Genomic DNA, 3531 nt, shown 5'->3' on the forward strand with positions numbered 1-3531 from the left:
CCGACACCGGGGTGCCCAGTCGCACGGTCGGGCAGGGCTGCACGGCCAACGACCTGATCGACGACGAGAGCACCTGGACCGACCACAACGGTTTCGTCCGGCACGTCACGGCGGTCGCCCGCGTCTTGCAGGACGATGATCTGCTCAGCACCCGTGAAGCGGGCACCCTCACCCGTCTGGCCGCCGCGTCGGAGATCGGCCGGGACGGGCACACCGGGTACGAGCCGCTCTTCGACGGCACCGCCGAGTCGCTGCGCGGTTGGCAGCAGGCGCCGTCGGGCCAGTTCGACATCCAGCCGGACGGGTCGCTGCGCTCCAGCGGTGGCCTGGGCATGCTCTGGCACACCAAGGAGTTGGGCGACTTCTCGCTGAAGTTGCAGTTCCGGGACATCGCCCCAGGCACCGGCCGGGCCAACACCGGAGTCTTCATCCGGTTCCCGGACCTGCGAACGCCCCTGGACCAGCGGCCACCGGACAGCTGCGGCACTGTCGGATCGGCGCGGACCTCGCCGGCCTGGATGGCGATCTACTGCGGACACGAGATCCAGATCTACGACGGTGACACCGGTGAGCCGCAGAAGACCGGCTCGGTCTACAACTTCGACCCGGTGCCGCTGGCCCAGGCCGGCGTGACGCCGAAGAACGAGTGGAACGACTACGAAATCCGCGCCGTCGGGCAGCACTACACGATGATCCGCAACGGCGTGGTGATCAACGAATTCGACAACACGCCGGGCAAGCAGTCGTCGCGAGCCGGCGACCCGCCGACCGACCTGCGGCAGTTCCTGCGCGGCTTCATCGGCCTGCAGAACCACGGTGACAACGACCTGACCGAGTTCCGCAACATCCGTGCGCGAGAACTCTAGGAGTGACGATGACCCGACGACTGACGGCCGCGCTGGCGGCGTTCCTGCTCACGGTGATCCCGTTGGCAGTGACGCCCGCCTCCGCCGCCCCGCGCGTCGCCGCCGACCAGGTGTTGACCTGGACCGCCGACGACAGCATCACCCGATACAGGTCCGCGCCCACCACGGCGGTGGCCGGAGCGACCACGATCATCTGGGAGAACAGCGCGGCCACCGGCAACACCACCGGGATGCCGCACACCCTGACCTTCGACACCAGCACCGAGGGCTACAACCACGACGTCACACTCAATATCCTGGCCAGCCCGTTCGACGCCAACGACGGCCGCCACCAGGCGACTGTGACGCTGACCCCGGGCCGGTACCGGTACTTCTGCTCGATCCCCGGCCACAGCTCCATGGTCGGTGAACTGGTGGTCACCGAGGGCGGTGGCGGTGGCGACACCACCGCGCCGACAGTGACCGCCGCGGTCTCCGGCGACCAGGACCAGGACGGCAACTACGTCGGCGCGGCCACTGTGACAGTGACGGCCACCGACGCCGACTCGGGGGTCCAGACCGTCGAGTACCAGGTCGACGACACCAGCTTCCTGCCGTACACCGAGCCGGTGCGGGTGACAGCGATCGGCGACCACGCGGTGCAGTTCCGCGCCACCGACCAGGCCGGCAACACCAGCGCCGTCGGCTCGGTGGCGTTCCGGATCGTCGAGCCGGGGGAGGAGGACACCACAGCGCCGGTGGTCACGGCCGCGCTGGCCGGCGACCGCGACGGCGACGGCAACTACATCGGTACGGCCACCGCCACGCTGACCGCCACCGACAGCGGATCCGGTGTCGCCACCATCGAGTACGCCCTGGACGGGGCGGCCTTCACCGCGTACGCGAACCCGATCGTGGTGAACACGGCCGGGATGCACATGCTGCACTACCGGGCCACCGACGTCGCCGGGAACACCTCGGCGGAGCAGATGTCCCACTTCACCGTCGTCGAGCCGCCGGCCGAGGACACGACTCCACCCACCGTCGCCGCCACCGTGGCCGGTGACCGGAACGACGACGGCGGGTACGTCGGCGGCGCGACCGTCACCGTCACGGCCAGCGACACCGAGTCGGGCGTGGCGACGATCGAGTACGCGCTCGACACGGGAGGCTGGACGGCGTACGCCGCTCCGGTCGCCGTCCGCGCACCCGGCGCGCACACAGTCCGGTACCGGGCGACCGACGCGGCGGGGAACTCCTCCACCGAGCAGTCGACGTCGTTCACAGTGGTGGCCGACAGCACCGACCGCTGCCCCGACTCGGACACCCGGGCCACTGTGGTCATCGACGGTGGCGACACCGGCGTGCCCAACGTGGACACCGGTGACGGCTGCACCATCAACGATCTGATCGACGAACACGCCGACTACCCCGGCCACGCCGAATTCGTCCGACACGTCGAAGCGGTCACCGCCGCACTCGTGACCGGCGGCACGCTCGACCGGCGGCAGCAGGGCGCCATCGTCCGGGCCGCGGCCCGATCGGACGTCGGCGCATGAGTCCTCGAACCTCACCGACAGGGAGTACCACGATGCCCGGACGTACCGTCGCCAAGCTCGCCACCGTGAGCGCCGTGATCGCGGCCTCGGTGCTGGCCGTGGCGCCCACCGCACACGCCGACCTGGTCACCCACTGCATCGGCACCGGCGGCGCGGTGACCGTGCCCAACGACCTGCTCGTGCCCGCCGGCGAGTCCTGCGCGCTCACCGGCACCACGATCACCGGCAACGTCACCGTCGCGGCCGGCGGCAACCTGGTGGTGACCGGTGGCCGGGTCAGCGGTGAGGTACGCGTCGCCGCCGACGGCTACCTCGACGCGACCGAGACGACAGTCGACGGCCAGGTGGTGCTCGCCGCCGGGGGGTACGGCATCTTCCTGAAGGACGCCCGCACTGGCACTGTCACCGTACGGCCGAAGGGCTCCACGACCATCGACAGCTTCCTGTTCGCCGAGGCGTCGACGGTCACCGGGCACGTCAACGTCGGCGCCGGCGAGGTCCGGCTGGAGCGGGGCACCCAGGTGCAGCGCAACCTCAGCAGCACCGGCACCTACTACACCGACCTGCACGACTCGTTCGTCGACGGCACGCTGTCGGTGCTCAACAGCGCCACCGGCAGCGTCGTGTGTGGCAGCGCCGTCCAGGGCCGGGCCACCTTCGCCGGCAACCTGGGCGGTGTGCAGCTCGGCCCGAACGGCGCCCTCGACAGTTGCGCCTCCGGTGGCTATTGGGGCGGGGACGTCAGCATCACCAGCACCACCGGTGGTGTCACGGTGGACGACAACATCATCAACGGCCAGTTGACCGTCACCGGCAACGACCCGGCCGCCCAGGTCGCCGCCAACAACCGCATCCGCGGCGGCGTGACCGGTGACCAGGCGGCGGCGACCACCAACCGGGCGGCGCGGGTGGCCGGCCCGGACCGGGAGGACGCCGGCGACCAGCGAGCCGAGGTCCGTCGTACCTCGGCGGTGCAGGAGGCCACCGAGGCGGGCGCCGCGACGCTCTAGACGGCGCACCCGCGTGCTGGGCCGGATGCCATCGAGGCATCCGCTACAACACCGGTCCGATCGACTCGCTGGACAGCAAGAACTGGAACCGGCGGCAGTTCTACAGCCTGACCCGGG

Annotated in this window: 3 protein-coding genes; all 3 read left to right on the forward strand. The window is 70.5% G+C overall.

The features are described from left to right. A partial coding sequence (locus ABZ749_RS31815; protein WP_357234327.1) for a DUF1080 domain-containing protein occupies positions 1–866 on the forward strand: 866 nt, incomplete at its 5' end. 8 nt (positions 867–874) lie between these two features. Then, positions 875–2404, forward strand: coding sequence for a plastocyanin/azurin family copper-binding protein (locus ABZ749_RS31820; RefSeq protein ID WP_357234330.1), 1530 nt, complete (start codon positions 875–877; stop codon positions 2402–2404). Between the two features lie 32 nt (positions 2405–2436). Beyond that, positions 2437–3414, forward strand: a complete 978-nt coding sequence (locus ABZ749_RS31825; RefSeq protein ID WP_357234333.1) for a hypothetical protein — start codon at positions 2437–2439, stop codon at positions 3412–3414. Positions 3415–3531: the final 117 nt, after the last annotated feature.

It is taken from the genome of Micromonospora sp. NPDC047753 (assembly GCF_040642735.1).
Lineage (GTDB): Bacteria > Actinomycetota > Actinomycetes > Mycobacteriales > Micromonosporaceae > Micromonospora.

What these genes read in the sequence shown, in the direction of transcription:
- ABZ749_RS31820 (WP_357234330.1), top strand. Translation starts at nt 875, where the DNA reads ATGACCCGACGACTGACGGCCGCGCTGGCGGCGTTCCTGCTCACGGTG.
- ABZ749_RS31825 (WP_357234333.1), top strand. Translation starts at nt 2,437, where the DNA reads ATGCCCGGACGTACCGTCGCCAAGCTCGCCACCGTGAGCGCCGTGATC.